16 protein-coding genes and 1 other annotated feature are annotated in these 16,876 nt (G+C 32.5%); of the genes, 15 read left to right on the forward strand and 1 reads right to left on the reverse strand.

Features of this window, described 5'->3' with window-relative positions:
• Positions 1-115 precede the first annotated feature (115 nt).
• The 9 genes from miaA (at position 116) to eno (ending at position 7,450) form a co-directional block, all read left to right on the forward strand.
• Positions 116-1,009, forward strand: a complete 894-nt coding sequence (gene miaA / locus VNN39_RS05935; protein ID WP_096369211.1) for a tRNA (adenosine(37)-N6)-dimethylallyltransferase MiaA — start codon at positions 116-118, stop codon at positions 1,007-1,009.
• Positions 999-1,667 carry a hypothetical protein gene (locus VNN39_RS05940; protein WP_338997020.1) on the forward strand — a complete coding sequence of 223 codons (669 nt, stop codon included), beginning with the start codon at positions 999-1,001 and terminating at the stop codon, positions 1,665-1,667. Before miaA ends, VNN39_RS05940 begins: the two co-directional genes overlap by 11 nt.
• Before the next feature lie 48 nt (positions 1,668-1,715).
• Positions 1,716-2,609, forward strand: a complete 894-nt coding sequence (locus VNN39_RS05945) for an SPFH domain-containing protein (protein WP_017368540.1) — start codon at positions 1,716-1,718, stop codon at positions 2,607-2,609.
• 94 nt (positions 2,610-2,703) lie between these two features.
• Complete coding sequence (locus VNN39_RS05950) at positions 2,704-3,861, forward strand: family 20 glycosylhydrolase (RefSeq protein ID WP_338997021.1); 1,158 nt, start codon at positions 2,704-2,706, stop codon at positions 3,859-3,861.
• 92 nt (positions 3,862-3,953) lie between these two features.
• Positions 3,954-4,080 (forward strand) — a sequence feature (ribosomal protein L20 leader region).
• Positions 4,081-4,132: 52 nt separating this feature from the next.
• Positions 4,133-4,630, forward strand: a complete 498-nt coding sequence (gene infC / locus VNN39_RS05955; protein ID WP_338997022.1) for a translation initiation factor IF-3 — start codon at positions 4,133-4,135, stop codon at positions 4,628-4,630.
• A gap of 29 nt (positions 4,631-4,659) precedes the next feature.
• Positions 4,660-4,860 carry a 50S ribosomal protein L35 gene (rpmI, locus tag VNN39_RS05960; RefSeq protein WP_003133063.1) on the forward strand — a complete coding sequence of 67 codons (201 nt, stop codon included), beginning with the start codon at positions 4,660-4,662 and terminating at the stop codon, positions 4,858-4,860.
• 254 nt (positions 4,861-5,114) lie between these two features.
• The gene (gene rplT / locus VNN39_RS05965; RefSeq protein ID WP_003133061.1) at positions 5,115-5,474 is read left to right on the forward strand and encodes a 50S ribosomal protein L20; all 360 of its coding nucleotides are present in this window, start codon (positions 5,115-5,117) and stop codon (positions 5,472-5,474) included.
• 67 nt (positions 5,475-5,541) lie between these two features.
• Complete coding sequence (locus tag VNN39_RS05970) at positions 5,542-6,006, forward strand: GNAT family N-acetyltransferase (protein ID WP_338997023.1); 465 nt, start codon at positions 5,542-5,544, stop codon at positions 6,004-6,006.
• A gap of 142 nt (positions 6,007-6,148) precedes the next feature.
• On the forward strand, positions 6,149-7,450 hold the full coding sequence (gene eno, locus VNN39_RS05975) for a surface-displayed alpha-enolase (protein WP_339006960.1): 1,302 nt from the start codon (positions 6,149-6,151) through the stop codon (positions 7,448-7,450).
• A 527-nt stretch (positions 7,451-7,977) separates the two neighbouring features.
• On the opposite strand, the gene VNN39_RS10110 is transcribed toward eno, so the two are convergent.
• Complete coding sequence (locus VNN39_RS10110; protein ID WP_422393569.1) at positions 7,978-8,184, reverse strand: ArsC/Spx/MgsR family protein; 207 nt, start codon at positions 8,182-8,184, stop codon at positions 7,978-7,980.
• A 335-nt stretch (positions 8,185-8,519) separates the two neighbouring features.
• On the opposite strand from VNN39_RS10110, the gene VNN39_RS05980 reads away from it, so the two are divergent.
• The 6 genes from VNN39_RS05980 to VNN39_RS06005 all read left to right on the forward strand — a co-directional run bounded on the left by VNN39_RS05980 (position 8,520) and on the right by VNN39_RS06005 (position 16,839).
• Positions 8,520-11,522: a hypothetical protein gene (locus tag VNN39_RS05980; protein ID WP_338997024.1), complete on the forward strand. Its 3,003-nt coding sequence runs from the start codon at positions 8,520-8,522 to the stop codon at positions 11,520-11,522.
• 65 nt (positions 11,523-11,587) lie between these two features.
• Positions 11,588-12,199, forward strand: coding sequence for a WxL domain-containing protein (locus VNN39_RS05985; protein WP_338997025.1), 612 nt, complete (start codon positions 11,588-11,590; stop codon positions 12,197-12,199).
• 87 nt (positions 12,200-12,286) lie between these two features.
• Positions 12,287-13,327: a DUF916 and DUF3324 domain-containing protein gene (locus VNN39_RS05990; RefSeq protein WP_338997027.1), complete on the forward strand. Its 1,041-nt coding sequence runs from the start codon at positions 12,287-12,289 to the stop codon at positions 13,325-13,327.
• Positions 13,328-13,378: 51 nt separating this feature from the next.
• Positions 13,379-14,833, forward strand: coding sequence for a hypothetical protein (locus VNN39_RS05995; protein WP_270231501.1), 1,455 nt, complete (start codon positions 13,379-13,381; stop codon positions 14,831-14,833).
• Positions 14,834-14,875: 42 nt separating this feature from the next.
• Positions 14,876-15,532 (forward strand): EAL domain-containing protein, encoded by a 657-nt coding sequence (locus VNN39_RS06000; protein ID WP_338997033.1) that lies wholly within the window; start codon positions 14,876-14,878, stop codon positions 15,530-15,532.
• Between the two features lie 575 nt (positions 15,533-16,107).
• The gene (locus VNN39_RS06005) at positions 16,108-16,839 is read left to right on the forward strand and encodes a demethylmenaquinone methyltransferase (RefSeq protein WP_270741183.1); all 732 of its coding nucleotides are present in this window, start codon (positions 16,108-16,110) and stop codon (positions 16,837-16,839) included.
• Positions 16,840-16,876 lie beyond the last annotated feature (37 nt).

The following is a 16,876-nucleotide window of genomic DNA, read 5'->3' on the forward strand; positions in this document are numbered from 1 at the left end:
ATTTTTATATAGATTTATATAGATAAGAGAGTTCTTAAACGGAAAAATGTTATAATAGGAAAATATACTTTTATACATAGGAAAAGAAAGATATAAAATCAATAGAAAACAATATATGAAAAAAAATAAGGTAATAGTTGTGGTTGGACCAACAGCTGTAGGTAAAACAGCTTTGGGGATTCAGTTGGCTCAAGTTTTTGATGGTGAGATTATTTCAGGCGATTCGCAACAAGTATATCGTGGGCTTGATATTGGTACGGCTAAAGCAAGCCCAGAAGAACAGGCTGCAGCAGTGCATCATTTAATTGATGTACGAGATGTAAACGAGAATTATTCTGCCTTTGACTTTGTTCAAGAAGCTACCGTTTGTATAGAAAAAATTATTTCTCGAGGTAAGCTTCCAATTATTGTTGGTGGAACGGGACTTTATATTCAGAGTCTTGTTGAGGGCTATCACCTGGGAGGGCAAGAAAATCATGAGGCAATGATGGAACTTCGTCGAAGTTTAGAAGAGCTTTCTGATGAAGAGCTGTTTGCGCGTGTGCCACAAAATATTCCAGAAATTAATCGGAGAAGAGCGATGCGCTTTCTTGAGCTAGAAACTTTTGGTACAGGTGAAAATCAAGCATCTGACTATGAGTTTTGTATCCTCGGCCTGAATGCTGAAAGAACAACACTCTATGATCGAATAAATTACCGAGTCGATAATATGTTGAATTATGGACTACTTGAAGAAGCAAAAGGTTTATTTGAAAAATACCCAGAGGTTCAAGCTGCAAAAGGAATTGGCTATAAAGAATTTTTCCCGTATTTCTCAGGGGAAATTTCACTTGAAGAGGCAGTGGAGCTTGTAAAAAGAAATTCACGAAGATATGCTAAACGTCAATTGACTTGGTTCCGCAACCGGATGAATGTCAATTTTTATGATGTCTTTGCTGAAGATTATCCAGAAAATGCTATAATATGTGCAAAAGAATTTTTAAATATGGAGGAAAAAAGTGAAAAATAAGGAATATATTGATTTAGGTTTGAAATACGGAGGTTATATGGCTCAAGACCGTGTCTTTTTAGAAAATCGTTTAGCAAATTTAAACGATGAAAAAGAAAAAATGCTGTTGGTTACTCCACCTTCAAGTGTAATCAATGCTTATTTTGCAGAACTTTATCAAAAACGCTCTCCACAAGATGCTACAGACTATTTCTTTGCTCTGTCACGTGATTTGGATATGTTTCAAACTCAGCCGAATTTTCACCTTGAAGGAAAAGAAGGAACAGAAAACTTCCGATTCATGCGCTTAAATATTTCAGGGAAAGCTTTTGGCTTTTGCTACCGTAATGCAGAGGAAGAAGCAATTGTCTTTAGTGAGTTTCCTTTGAAAATTACAACACAAATTATTTATGAAGTTGCACAGATTTTTCCACATTATGTTTTGAAACAAGAAAACAATTATATCATCATGAAAAAAGCGAATTTTGAAGGTGCATTCACTGATGTACAAGAATTATCCGACTTAACAACTGCTGACGAAAATGATGATTATATTCGTTTGACAGGCTATAATTTTGAAGATTTAGTCCTTCAAGCTGAAAAAATTCGTTATATTCACCCTCTCCTTTATCAAGCAGAACAAAATAAATGCTTTATGTACATTTCTAAAGGACTTTGATTGGAATATTCTAAAGAATAAAGTATAATTAAAGGAAAGGAGAGTTTTATGTTAACAGTTTCACTTATTATTACAGTCCTCGTTATTATCATCATCTTGGCGAGTGCAGGAACGTTGTTTTATGTTATTAAACAACAAACGGTTGCAATCATAGAACGCTTTGGGAAGTACCAAACGACTTCTTCAGCGGGTTTCCATGTAAAATTACCTTGGGGAATTGATCGTGTTGCCGCACGTATTCAACTGCGTCTTTTGCAAAACGAAATGACTGTTGAAACGAAAACAAAAGATAACGTTTTTGTGACCATGAACATTGCAACGCAATATCGTGTCAATGAAGAAAATATTAAAGATGCTTACTATAAACTGATGAACCCTTCTGAGCAAATTCAAGCTTATATTGAGGATGCCCTTCGTTCTGCTGTGCCTAAGTTGACTTTGGATGAAGTTTTCGAGAAGAAAGATGAAATTGCTTTGGAAGTGCAACATCAAGTGGCTGAGGAAATGACAACTTACGGTTATATTATTGTCAAAACCTTGATCACACGTGTAGAGCCTGATGCCGAAGTTAAGCAATCAATGAATGAAATTAATGCAGCTCAACGTAAGCAAGATGCATCACAGATGCTTGCAAATGCTGAAAAAATAAAAATCGTAACTTCTGCAGAAGCCGAAGCAGAAAAAGATCGCTTGCGTGGTGTGGGTATTGCCGAACAACGTAAAGCCATCGTTGACGGGCTTGCCCAACAAATTATCGAAATTAAGAATACTGGGGCAAGCTTAACAGAAGACCAAATTATGTCTATTCTTTTAACTAACCAGTATCTTGATACGCTGAACCAATTTGCTGATGCCGGAAATTCAACGATTTTCCTTCCAGCCAGTGCAGATGGTATAGAAGATATGCGTACACAAATCTTGAGCGCATTGAAAGCAAAATAAAAAGTCGTCTGCGGACGCTTTTTTATTGGGGTTTTTGTTGTTCTATTTTCATTTTGTTATAATTTTTATATAGTTGGATAAGGAAAAGGTGTCTATGAATAATAGAAAAGTCTTCAGTGTATGTGCGGTAGTAGGGATGGTTGTATTTTTAATGACGATGATAAATCAAACAGAAGTAAAAGCGGAAAAAAATTTAACTCAAATACTACCAGAAAAAGGAATTGCTTTAGATATTTCCCGTAAGTTTTATAAAGCAGAAGTTATCAAACAATTCATAGATGATCTAAGCAACTATCCTAATAGTTTTCTCCAGTTACACATGTCTGATAATCAAAATTTAGCTGTGGAGATGGCTACGGTCGGTCAAACAACAGATAAAAATGCGGTTTATCAAGATGGACAATGGTTGAATACACAAACCAAACGACCATTTCTTTCGAAAAATGATGTGATGGATTTGGTCTCCTATGCCCGATCAAAGAACGTTGTTTTAATTCCAGAGATAGAAGCTCCGGCTCATATGCAAGCTATTCTCGAGCTTTTAAAGATCAATGATCCTAAGCGGTATGAGGCTATTAAATTACCCGATGGAGCGCCAGAACAGTTTAATCTGATTGATTACACAAAAGTAGAAGCTAGTGATTTTGTCCAAGAGATGTTAGCAGAATACACACCACTTTTTGCTGGGCAAGCGAAAGCTTATTTTCATATCGGTGTTGATGAAATTGACTGGTTGCCCGTAGAATCAAATAGGAACTTAGTGAACTATGTGAATACTTTGGATAATTTTTTAAAACATCAGGGTTATACTACAAGGATGTGGAATGATCGAGTGGCTAAGGCAGATCTTGCGGACTATAATAAAGATATCCAGATTACTTATTGGTCACAAATTGGTGGTTGGGATATTAATAGCACTGATGAGCGCGCAAGCTCCGGCCGACAATATACGGCAAGTGCTCAAGAACTTTTAGATGCAGGTTTCCAGCTTTTAAATTACAATGCTTATTATACATATTTCTTGCCGGGACAGCGTATGTGGCAGCCAGAAAGTTATGCCTATACGATTAACGATTTGGTTGCAAATTGGGATCTTTCAAAATTTGAGCTGAACAGTGGAAAACAAGTAAGTTCAACAGAAAATGTTATAGGTTCAGCACTTACTTTTTGGGGTGAAGAAGCTGGAAATTATGCAGATAGTCAAATCCAACAAAAAATGCAAAGTTTTGTGCAAGCTTATTTAACAAAATAATGAACAAAGATGCAAAAATAAGTAATTTTGAGGATTAAGTGAAAAAACAAAATTATTGTTGACATAAGAAATATTTGTGGTATAATAGAGAAGTTGAAAAGCAGAAGCACCCGCTTCTCGCCTGAGTGGTAATAGCCCTGGGCAACAAAATGGAATTATTCACAAAACGAATGTTTTCATTAGCGGGGCGCATTATGCGTTCCGCTTTTGTTTTTCTAAAAAATATTTTAGAAGGAGAATAGACATAGCAAAGCAAGACAACAGAAAACCTTTGATGAACGGTCAAATCCGTTCACGCGAAGTGCGTCTTATCGGTGCTGAAGGCGAACAGCTTGGTGTTACACCTACAGCTGTTGCACTTACTCAGGCCGAGGACCTTAACATGGATTTGGTTTTGATTTCAAATCAAGAACCACCAGTTGCCAAAATCATGGATTACACTAAATTCATGTTTGAGCAAAAGAAAAAGCAAAAAGAAGCTAAGAAGAAACAGGCAACTGTTACTTTGAAAGAAGTTCGTTTGAGTCCAGTCATTGATAAAAATGACTTCAATACAAAACTTCGTCAAGCAACTAAGTTCCTTGAAAAAGGAGACAAAGTTAAAGTTTCGATTCGCTTTAAAGGTCGTATGATTACTTACCAAGATGTGGGTCGTCAAGTAATGGATGAATTTGCTGAAGCAGTGAAAGATATCGCTGTGGTAGAGCAAAAAGCCAAAATGGATGGTCGTCAAATGTTCTTACAATTGGCACCAATCAAAAAGAACTAAGTTCTTATTATTAACCAAGGAGAATTAAAATGCCAAAACAAAAAACTCACCGCGCATCAGCTAAACGTTTCAAACGTACTGGTAATGGCGGTCTTAAACGCTTCCGCGCTTACACTTCACACCGTATGCACGGTAAAACTGTAAAACAACGTCGTCAACTCCGTAAAGGCCGTATGGTTTCAGCAGGTGACTTCAAACGTATCCGTCGTATGGTTGCGAACATGCGTTAATAACAGTCCTATGGACTGTTATGTATGAGAGCAATTGACGCGTAGGCGGAAGCCGTACAAGGAAGAACATGCGTTAATAACAGTCCTGTGGACTGTTATGCATGAGAGCAATTGTTATCCCCAATAACTTTCCACGACTGATTAACTCATAAGCACTATATAAGACTTATAGGATTTCACTCGAAATCAATCAACCATTTAAATTAACTGTCGATGACAGGATAAAAATTTTCTAAGAAACAAGGAGAACACACATGGCACGTGTTAAAAATAGCGTTGCAACTCGCAAACGCCGTAAACGTATTTTAAAACTCGCTAAAGGTTACTACGGTTCTAAACACCGTCTTTTCAAGACTGCTAAAGAACAAGTAATGAACTCATACTACTACGCATTCCGTGACCGTCGTCAAAAGAAACGCGACTTCCGTAAATTGTGGATTGCACGTATCAATGCAGCTGCTCGTATGAACGGTCTTTCATACAGCAAAATGATGCACGGTTTGAAATTGGCTGAAATCGAAATCAACCGTAAAATGCTTGCTGACATCGCTATTGCAGATGCAGCTGCTTTCACAGCTCTTGCTGAAGAAGCTAAAAAAGCATTGGCTAAATAATTTAAAAAACTTCCTTTTGGAAGTTTTTTTGTTTATAAAATAGAAGACAATCTGTTATACTATGGCTATGAAGTTAATCGCTTACAATGATACCTATAAACAAGCAGTTATTGATTTGATACTTTCTATTCAGAAGGATGAATTTGGAGTCGGTGTTGACTTGGCAGATCAACCCGACTTGCAAGATATTCATGCACATTACAGCCAATTTTGGCTTGCTGTTGATGAAGAGAAGGGAGTTGTTGGGACACTTGGTATTGTCAAGTTTAATGCACAGCAAGCTGTTCTGAAAAAAATGTTTGTCAATGTTGAATATAGAGGGAAGTCTGTTGCACAGCTTCTTTTGGATAATTTGTTGGCGTACTGCCGCACAGAGCAAATAAAAGAAATTTATCTTGGGACTGTTGAAGAATTCAAAGCGGCACATCGTTTTTATGAAAAAAATGACTTTATATTAATCAATGAAAAAATGCTGCCTGAGGACATGCCAAGAATGGAGGTGGACACGATATTTTATGAAAAAATATCATGAAATTAAAAAAACAAAATGTAACCGCATACCTTGTGTAAAAAGCCTTTTAGCTTGTTTTTCACTTGAAATAAGGGCGGAAAAATAGTAAAATCATAGTGTATTAAAAAGTGCAAAAAGCACTTAAAACAATAAGGAGATAAAAATGTCAATTATTACTGATGTTTATGCTCGCGAAGTCCTTGACTCACGCGGTAACCCAACAATCGAAGTTGAAGTTTACACTGAAGACGGTGCATTCGGACGCGGTATGGTGCCTTCAGGTGCTTCAACTGGTAAACACGAAGCTGTTGAACTCCGTGACGGTGACAAATCTCGTTACCTCGGTCTTGGTACTCAAAAAGCTGTTGACAACGTAAACAACGTAATCGCTGAAGCTATCATCGGCTACGAAGTTACTGAACAACAAGCTATCGACCGTGCAATGATCGCTCTTGACGGTACAGAAAACAAAGGTAAATTGGGCGCTAACGCTATCCTTGGTGTTTCTATCGCTGTTGCTCGTGCAGCTGCTGATGAACTTGGTGTTCCACTTTACAACTACCTTGGCGGATTCAACGCTAAAGTATTGCCAACACCAATGATGAACATCATCAATGGTGGTTCTCACTCAGACGCTCCAATCGCTTTCCAAGAATTCATGATCGTACCAGTTGGTGCACCTACTTTCAAAGAAGCGCTTCGTTGGGGTGCTGAAATCTTCCACGCATTGAAGAAAATCCTTAAAGCTCGTGGTCTTGAAACTTCAGTTGGTGACGAAGGTGGATTTGCTCCACGTTTCGAAGGTACTGAAGATGGTGTAGAAACTATCCTTAAAGCTATCGAAGCTGCTGGCTACGAAGCTGGTGAAAACGGCGTTATGATCGGTTTCGACTGTGCTTCTTCAGAATTCTACGAAGACGGCGTTTACAACTACGCTAAATTCGAAGGTGAAGGTGGTGCTAAACGTACTGCTGCAGAACAAATCGATTACCTTGAAGAATTGGTTAACAAATACCCAATCATCACTATCGAAGATGGTATGGACGAAAACGACTGGGATGGTTGGAAAGCCCTCACAGAACGTTTGGGTAACAAAGTTCAACTCGTTGGTGACGACTTCTTCGTTACAAACACTTCTTACTTGGCACGTGGTATCAAAGAAGAAGCTGCGAACGCTATCTTGATTAAAGTTAACCAAATCGGTACTTTGACTGAAACATTTGAAGCAATTGAAATGGCTAAAGAAGCTGGTTACACAGCTATCGTTTCTCACCGTTCAGGTGAAACTGAAGATTCAACAATCTCAGATATCGCCGTTGCTACAAATGCTGGCCAAATCAAAACTGGTTCACTTTCACGTACAGACCGTATGGCTAAATACAACCAATTGCTTCGTATCGAAGACCAATTGGGTGAAGTTGCCGTTTACAAAGGTCTTAACGCATTCTACAACCTTAAAAAATAAGGTTTAGATGGTTCTATTTAGTAAAATATTACCTTGATAAATGCCACTCTTATGTTTAAACACAAACATAAGAGTGGCATTTTTTGTGCAATAGAACTGATGAAGCAACTGAAAGCATTACAACATAAATGTGATTTTGGTGAAGTAAAAGCTAATGCTATTGATTATGTATTGTGTGTACTATAATATCTTTATTTGTGTCAAGAGGATCTAGTTCGATTTTATTTTTAGTGTTGGAAACATTGAGGAGATGTATAAAAATCTTCTCCATTGAGTTTAACGCTTCCTATTAATCTATTTACAAGTGCAGAAATGGAGAGATTATTCATCAAAAAAGAGCTAAATTATTTTAGCTCTTTTTTATATGTTAATAATTATTTTAATCACGAACTACAATAATTAGTTTGAAGTTGATCAACCAATAACTTTTTTACTATTATCTATAATTCCGCAATACATCGAATCTTAATATTCTACTATTGGTATAGATAATTTTAAAACATTTAATAATTTTTTAGAGAGTTATTTTACCCTAATTTTCTATAAAAAGAGGGGAGAAACTGTCGAATGTTATCAGAATTAAATCCTATAAGTAATTTAGAATCATCTATAATAATAGGGGACTTGAGCAACTCAGGGTTTCCAATAATGTAATTTATATATTCATCAAATGTCATATTATATATTGTGTTATCACTCTCACCAGATATAGTTCCTTTTTTAACTATGTCCATAAACCCTTGATCAGATAATTTTAAGATATGAAGTAATTCTTGTTTGGAGATATATCTTATATTTTTTTAATGAACTTCAATGCCTCTAGATGTAAACCAGCTAGCTGCTTTCTTATTAGTTAAATCAGTTTTATCATAAAAAAGTGTGATCATATTATACCTGTTAATCTGTAACTTATATTTATTTTTCTTTATATGGGTATTCAAAAATATTTTAACATTTATGAAGTATGCTTAGGTATCACAAATACGTTTGTTTTCTACCTAAAAAAAATATTTAGGTTATTATATTTTTTTTATAATGAATAAAGTACAAAAAAGAAAGGAGTTTTAGCATGAAAATTTCTCAAAAATTTGTTTGTATCTTACTTTTGGGATTATTAATATTTGCATCTGCTAATACAGTTTCCTCAGATCAAAATAAAGGAGATATAGGAAAGGATAGCATATTAAATAATGATTCTGAACTCTGTAAATTTCTTTTTTATGATAATAAAGGTACCTCTATAAAGGTAGTTTTTCCAGAAGAATTAATAAATATAATTGATATTGAAAAAATAGTTGAAAGTAATAATGAAGTAAGTTGGAGTGATACAGAGCAGATCTTTATTTTAAACGAAGAACATAATGGAACTTTTAAAATATGGTTTAAAGAAAGAATAACAAAAGACTATATAATACAAGTTATTGATAAAGAGAATAAGGAATCTTTTAAGTTAAAAAAAGACGAAGTTCAAATATGTAAGGATGTATTAGATACGGAAGAGCTTAAAGATAAGAAAACTGATAGTGATACAGCGTTAGAAGAAATAAATAGTGAAACCTCAGATAATTCTAAGTCCACAGACAAGCAAGAAGATGGAGTTTCAGAAGTACAAGAAAATAAAAAAAGAGAACACACTGTTTCTCAAAATAAAGAAATAACATCCACTGATCGAAAAAGTCAGAACTTATCAAGTCTTATTGAGAGTGATGAAAGAAATGGCTGGTCAATAAAGAAAACAGGATTAAATAATTGGAAGCTCAAGTCTGGTAGTACATTAGAATATGGATTTGGTAAATCTTCTAATATATTTACTAATACAGTGCAATTGAAAGATAGTAATGGAAATATAATAAACTATAGGTCAACTAATGATACAGGAAATTATAAGGGAATCAGAATATACACCAATCAAGCAGATTTAATTGGTAGTAGTATTAAGGAACTACCTACAGTAAAAATTAATACAGTATTGGAAAAAAATGGAGAAGTTAGAGCATATGGTGAAATGCCACTAAAAACGAATGCTGTATGGACATACCAATTTTTAGTTACCGTAACACTTACTCCCAACAATGAGAAACAGAATATTAATATTAATTATAATTTTATTCGAGTAGATCAACCAATTTCAGATTTAAAGCCCTTTAAAGAACCATTCTATATATTGACAGATATAGAACTCAATAATCATTCAATAGGGAAGGGTTATTATATTGGTGAAAATAAAGGAATCTTCTTTAGAGATGATAGCTATCAAGTTAATTTAACACCAAGTGGTTCAAATTCATTCCAAAGTTGGGATATTGGGGAGGATAGTCACATTGATTGGAGTATTGGTATTCATTGGCCCTTGAGGCCGTCTGATCCTTCGGACTTTTTTAAAGGTGGTGTAGGAAAAGAAAAAGAGAATGGAAACCCGAGTCAATTAATTGGGAATTATAATGCAACTGTTGCAATGAAATGGGACTCAGAAAAAATTCAGCCAGGTAAAAATAGAGAAATATCATATGATATTATGCTGGATTCTCTTGTTAAACCAGAAATAAAAGTTAATAGTTACAAGAATATCTTAAGAAAAAATGCAAATTTAGATTTATCTGGGATTACAAAGGGAAGTGTTTCTCTTTTTTATAGAATAGACGATGGAAAAAGTCAAAAAATTAATATAAACTCTGATAAAGATTGGTTGCTTAGTTTACCAGTAGGCGACTTAGATCGAGGGAAACATTATATTACGTTAGTATCTCAAAATGAAAGAGATATAAATAGTGACGAAGTAAAATTACCTTTTAGAATAGTAGATGAGGAAGATAAGTGGATTATTGATACAGAGGTTCAAGCTATCAAAGGGGACTTAGATAATCTTCACTTAGGAGATGAGCTTCAATATACAATTACCTTGGAAACTTTAAATCTAGATAACGACATTATTAATCATATCAATTGGGAATATGATATATCAAACTCTTTAGAAGTAGTTAATAACCAAGTGCTATTTTCAGATAGGGTAAGTAAAGATAAGGTACTCTCCTTACAAAACAATAAAATAAATACAGGAGACTTTGTAATTGGTAGGACTGACACTGCAAAGTTAAAGTTTAATGCAGTTCTAGGTAAAAAAGCTTACGGAGTAAGAGTTAGTGATATAAGTAATTACTCTATAGTTAAAAATAGAGAAAATAAAAAAATTACAGAAGATACGTATGCTTTAACTGGTAATCAAATAATAAAAAATCATCCCCAACTCAGTTCCGTAACTGAAATAAGTAGTTCAAATAAAGATAATAGTTTAGAACAAGATAAAGAGTTTTATTTAACTACAAAAATAAAAAATAATGCTATTAATTATAACTTGGAAGATGATGAATCAGGAAATGTTGAAAGCCTCATATATACAATAGATAAATTAGAAGGCCTTCAATATAATGAAGTTCAGATAAGTAAAAATGGAAAAATTGTCGGAGACGATGCCGCTTCTGTTGAAATACAAACATCCGCTACCAAACAAGAAGGAAATGAAGTATATATAAAATTTAATAAACCATTTACTCCTCAAGATGAGTTTGATATTAAGATAACAGGAAAAGTTTCTGATATAGAGTCTCTTTCACCCAAAGATATAATCAATTTAAAATTAAATGGAAGAGTTGGTGCAACAAATAATGAAGAAACGATAAATTACACTGAGAAGATTCATTTACCTAAATTAGTTCCTAAGGGGAAAGTATGGATAGATTCTGTTAAAGATTCTATTAATTTAGGAGAAATAAAAAGGAGGAAAGAAGAACAAAAAGTATACACTAATGAATTAAAGGTAGATATTAAAGATACAAGATCAGATAATCAGAATTGGAAGTTATCTGTGAGTGCCCATCTCACTTCTGTAAGTAATAGTCAGGATGAGCTTCCTATTTATTATGAGAATAATTCATTAAAAAATAGTGTTGAGATTATGGGGAAGGGAGATCAACATTTAGACTTTAGTAAAAAAATATACACAATCATTAGTCCAGGTAGTGCTAATGGTAAGTATGAAGGTGTAATAAACTGGGAATTGAAGGATACACCATAAAAACGATAAATATTGTGTCGGACAGACATAATTTTATATAAAACAAAAAGAAGGATGGTTTGATTATGAAATCAAATAAATTTATGAAAATTAGTAGTTTAGCAGCTTTAGCTTTGGCATTTGGAGGAACATATTACCAAGTTTCTGCTGAAGAAAATGAGGAAACGCCAAATGTATTAACAACTAAACAAACAGTTATTGGTACAGATATAAAGGGAGGTGACATCACGCTTGACGCCTTTGGGTCTGTTTTTACATTTGAGTTTAATCTAAATGATGCAAAAACTGGTGCAAAAAGTGAGAAAGAACTACAAGCCATTGCAGGGAATTCAAGTGACCCAGAGTCAAAAGGAAGAGATAGTTTTTCAGGACAAATTACTGACTTGAGAGGAGTAGACAGTAAATGGAAATTAGTTGCTTCATTAGATAAGTTTAAAGAATTTGGGAATAAAGATAGTATCAACTCAAGCAACGTGTCTTTTAAACTTAACGGAGAAGTGAAGACATTAAAACCAGATGGACAAAGTGTAGAGATGCTTAATAGTGGTGGTGAAGGAGCTCTCGATACGGAGGTAAATGTTACTAACACTACAATGAATATAGTTGTGGAACATGCACACAAAAATTTATACCAATCAAATATTAATTGGGAACTTCAAGATACTCCAGAAGTATAAAAATTTCCTATACCTATATAAGAAGTAAAAATAAAAGTAAATCAGTTTTATTATTGATTTATTTTTATTTATAGAAAGATGTTAATAATGTTAAATAGCCAATCGAATAGCAAATTGAATAGAATATCTATGTTGATTATATTAATAATAATTGGATCTTTTGTTTTTAATAGTCAAGAAGTAAAAGCAGACGGAATGAACTTTACTGTAAACGCGCTTTTGCCTGAAAACCAAATGAGTGAGGCAACGTATTTTGATTTACTGGTTATTCCGAAGCAGGAGCAAGATATTCAGATTGAGTTAGAAAATAGTACAGATCAATTTATTGATATTGAAGTAACTCCTAGAAATGCATATACAAATGATAACGGTGTGATAAGTTATGATAAAGACAATATTAAGTTGTCTAATGATGCTCCACTTAAATTTTCAGACTTAGTATCAGGAAAGCAGACTGTAAAATTAAAGCCTTTCGAAAAAACAATAGCTTCGTTTAATCTAAAAATTCCTGATATAAAATATAAAGGATATGTTTTAGGAGCTTTCTCTATAAAAGAAAAAGAAGAACACACAGGGGAAAATAAGGGTCAATCCGTTTCTATAAGCAATAAGTTTTCTTACACATTAGGTGTAAAGTTAAGTGAAGAGAGGCAAAATGTAGTTCCTCAACTAAGTTTTACAAGCGTAAGTCCCGAAATTTATCTTAATAAACCCAGCATTGTAAATACAATATTAAATAATACTCCTGCAATTGCTAAAAATTTAGATTTTGATATAAATATTTATAAAAATAATAAAATTTTTTACCACACAGAAGAAAAAGGGAAGTCAATGGCTCCCTATTCGTATTATAATATACATACGAGCACTCAAAACAAAGAATTAAAACCAGGAAAATACATGGTTGATATGAAGGTTAAAGGAGAAGGTATTTCTTTTAAAACAGTAAAATATTTTATAGTTGAAAAAGAACAAGCAAAAGTAATCAATAAAAAAGCTATTGGACTAGATAAAAAGCCCTTTAATCTCTTATATATAGTAGTAATTATTATGATTCTCTGTATATTGTTAGTCATACTTTTTGTTTTATTTATTAGAAAAAATAAGATATCAAAGAGTAAAAAATGATATTTTTTCAAATTAGCACTATGATATAATAAATTTATTAGGAGAATAGAGATGCTACCAAAGGATATATTATTATTGTTTGTTAATAAAAATGATGTTCGAAAATTAGTGATATTCGAATTACTAATTAAGAATAAATTTATATCATTTTCTAAAGTGAGAGAAGAATTCGATCTATCAGATAGGAATGTAAAAAAAGCGATCACCATGCTAGTAAGTGATATAGAGCAATACGATTCTCAGATGACAATTAAGTATAGCTCACAAATAATGTATTTAGTACATTCAAGAACATTTAGAGAAAACATATTAATATATGAAAAATTAAAAAAAGATTATTTAAAAGGATCAACATTACTTACTTTATTTTATAAAATATTATCAAAAAAAGAATATAAAGTTTATGACCTTTCTATAGATTTAAACTATAGCATTTCTTATTGTTATAAACTTATAAATCAATGTAATATGATATTTCGTTTGCTTAAATTGGATGTTGAATTTATAGTGCAAGAAAACAGTGTCTATGTTGAAGGTCATACTATTGATATTATTCTGTTTCGATATTATACTTATATATTATCTGGAATCGAAGGAAATTTAGATTCGAAAGATTACAAGTATATTAGCTTAAAAAATAATGATGTTCTTTCAAAAAGTAATAAGTTTAAGATAAACAGCTTTATGTATTTTATTATAGATACGATTAATAAATATCCATTAAGGCAAGCATTAGTAGAAGAACTTTTTTATATAGGGAAGATTGGTAGTAAGTATTCAAATTCTATATGGAAAGTTCAAAGTTTATTTCCTAATTTAGAGATAGAAGGTTTTTGCTTTTTGCTTATATTACATATAGCTCCTGAAGTGATATCTCTTAATGAAAAAATATCTATTGCTAAAAATATAAAAGAGAACTATATAGAGAAGCCACTTATTTATAAAGTAGTTAAAATTATTGATTGTGCAGATCGATTAGAACAATATAGTGAAGAACAATATTATCTTATTTTATTTGAGATGGTTGTTAAATTAGAAGCTGTAAGATTCTTTAAGCTTGGGAGGTTTACAACTATATCCCAAATCTATCTTCCAGATAGAAAATATCCTCAATCTATTGTAAAGTTGATTGATACAGAACTTTTAGAGGGGATTCAAGAAGAAGAAAGAGAATTTGCAAATAGATATGTTCTAAATCTTCTGTTCGATCAATTCCATCAAGAAAATTTAAATTCTGTAAAAATCTATATAGAATTCTATATAGAAACAATGTATGTTGATGTAGTAAAAAAATATATAACAGATATCTATAATCAAAATTTTGTGATGTTTACTACTAATATATATGAGGCTGATATAATTATTTCCGATATGATTCATACTGATTTCATATTAACAACACCAGTAGTTTTATTTGGAGATTTATTTGATAAACATGCTTGGAAACTGTTATCTGAATATATCCAAGATGTGTTATTTACCAATAAAGGTACTTATCTAAAATAATTTTATTACATTATCTTTGTTGAATAAAAAGAACGGTATATAATGACACAAGACAACATAGTAGAAATGCTCTGCAACATATGTTTTTTTAGACAAAAAATATTTACTTGGAGTAAATGTGGACAAGAAGAGTATGAATTACTACTTAGAGGAAAGATTGAAGGGAAGTATATATTTCCAGAGCAACTTTTTGAAGAAGTGATGGTAAATCAAGAACTTCACACGTTATACATTCGAAAAATTAGTAAAATTCTACATGAACTATGTGAAAAAGATAATGCTATATACTCGTTAAATATTGATTATCAAGAGTTGTTTTATCCAGAAACAATTGAATTTCTCAAAGCGTTTAAGTATAAAGAAAAGTTAAAAATAGAACTTACTGAACGTATTCCGTTATATAGAAATAATAATTATTCTGAGCTTGTACCCAGAGAAATAATAAAAAAGATAAAAGAAATGGGATATGATATTGTTTTAGATGATTTTTTATTAGGGATTAATTCTTTAGGGAGTTTAATTATTTTAGTACCTTTTATAACTAGAATTAAATTATCAGTATTAGAAATTAAGGACTTCGTTGAATCGGAAAAACTCTTTGACTACTTATTATCTATCGAAGCTATTGTTAAGCAGTTTGAGAAAGAAATTGTTATTGAAGGGGTAGAAGATAAAGGTTTGTTACAGAGTTTTTCCTAAAGAATGGAAACAACAAAGTTATTATTACAGTCTTCCTCATAAATTTTATTGAAAGACTAGGGTTGATGAGTTATATTAAAAATATAAAATATATATTTAGTGTTAATTATTTTTAGATAGATATCAGTAACAATAATGTTAATGATTTATGTGCAACACAAAAATACAAAGCTTTGTGAAACAAGTAAGTTTATATCCTAAATAAAGAGTCTAATTAGGATTTAGTAATTTATTTTTATATGATAATTGTTTATTTTTCTTTGAGAGAGAATAATAAATATCTAGTATTTATTAAAATAGAAGTCAACAATTTTCTAATATGAGAGATAGATATCGACGAATCCTTTTATTCTAAACAAATACGCTCTCTTTTTTTATAAAAATCTAAAAATCAGATCTTTATAAGGTCTTAACGCATTCCACAACCTTAAACAATAAGGTTTAGAGAGCAACTAATGCTTTAAGAAACATTTTTTCTATGTTTAATTTTTAAACACGGAAGGGGTGTTTTTTTGATTGCAAATTGAGAGGCAAGAAGCAATAGTGTGAAGGCTAGCTTATGCTATAATGAGTACATGAATAAGGTAAACGAAGAACGTGTACACGAAATATTTAATAATATATCCACTGATTATGACAAAATGAACGCAATCATAAGTTTCAAACAACATGATATATGGCGAGATAAAACCATGAAAAAAATGGGAAATTTATCCGGAATGACCGTTTTGGATTTGTGTTGTGGAACAGGAGATTGGACTTTTGATCTTTCAAAAGCTGTGGGCAAGAGTGGTAAGGTTGTGGGCTTAGACTTTTCTGAAAATATGTTGAAAGTTGCCCAAGCTAAACTTGATAAGAAAGATAACAGCAACATTGAATTTATTCAAGGAAATGCTATGGCCATTCCCTTTGAGAAGGAAATGTTTGATGCAGTTACGATTGGGTACGGTCTGAGAAATACTCCGGATTATCTCACAGTGCTACGAGAAATTTTCCGTGTCTTAAAACCCGGAGGAAAAGTAGTGTGTATTGAAACTTCTCATCCGACTTTGCCTATTTACAAGCAAGCATTTGAACTTTACTTTAAAAAAGTGATGCCTTTTCTGGGGAAAATATTTGCCAAGTCTTTGAAAGAATATCAATGGCTTCAAAAATCTGCAGAGAATTTTCCTGATGCGAAAGCTTTGGCTCTGCTCTTTAGTAAGGCTGGATTTTCTGCTGTAAATTATCAAAAACATGGTGGCGGAGCAATTGCTACACATTTTGGGACAAAAGGCTCCGCTGGGGTAAAAGAAGAATCACAATAACTTTTAAAGCGACAAAAGACTTTGTTTACATTTGTAA

This window comes from Lactococcus formosensis (assembly GCF_037892375.1).
Classification (GTDB): Bacteria; Bacillota; Bacilli; order Lactobacillales; family Streptococcaceae; genus Lactococcus; species Lactococcus formosensis.